Origin of the sequence: Halomonas sp. IOP_14 (assembly GCF_021021315.1) — a bacterium.
Classification (GTDB): domain Bacteria; phylum Pseudomonadota; class Gammaproteobacteria; order Pseudomonadales; family Halomonadaceae; genus Vreelandella; species Vreelandella titanicae.
Map to the genome: position 1 here is coordinate 1 of NZ_JAINWD010000118.1, position 534 is coordinate 534.

General features: G+C 59.2%; 1 protein-coding gene. It reads right to left on the minus strand.

What is annotated here, in order from left to right:
- A partial coding sequence (locus tag K7H09_RS24350) for a delta endotoxin C-terminal domain-containing protein (protein ID WP_230806391.1) occupies positions 1–534 on the minus strand: 534 nt, incomplete at both ends.

A 534-nucleotide genomic window follows, 5' to 3' on the forward strand; every position in this document is an offset into this window, starting at 1 on the left:
AAGCTCCACGTCACCGCTAAAAGCGTTTGAGGCGCTCAATGCAAAGCTCAGCGTGGTGACGCCCTCATCGCCACTCTCTACCACCGGGTCGGCATCGGCAATGCCCAGCAGGATAGTGGGCTCCGGATCTACGCTGCCGGTGGGCACAAACTCGATATAGTCGATGCGTGCGTACTCCAGCGCCGTCGAGCTGGCGCTGAGTGACAGGGTAGCGTCATCACCTACGGTCACGTCGGTAAAGGTGGCAGTGCGAAAGTTTTGCGGCTGAACACCGTTGCCGCTGTCGGCATCGTCGTCAAACGTCCAATCGCCGCTGAAGCTTTCGCCTTCGGCGTTGCTGATGCTCAGTTGAGCAGTGCTTTCGCCATCGCTCTCGTCGATATAGCCGACGATGATGGTATAGGTATCGGCAGCCACCTTGCCATCGAGTGCATAGCTGGCCGTGCCTTCGCTGCTGCCGGGTAAGCGAATAGCTTGGCCGCCATCGGCGGCGGCGATGTTCTCGATGGTGAAGATTGTGGCAGTATCGAACGC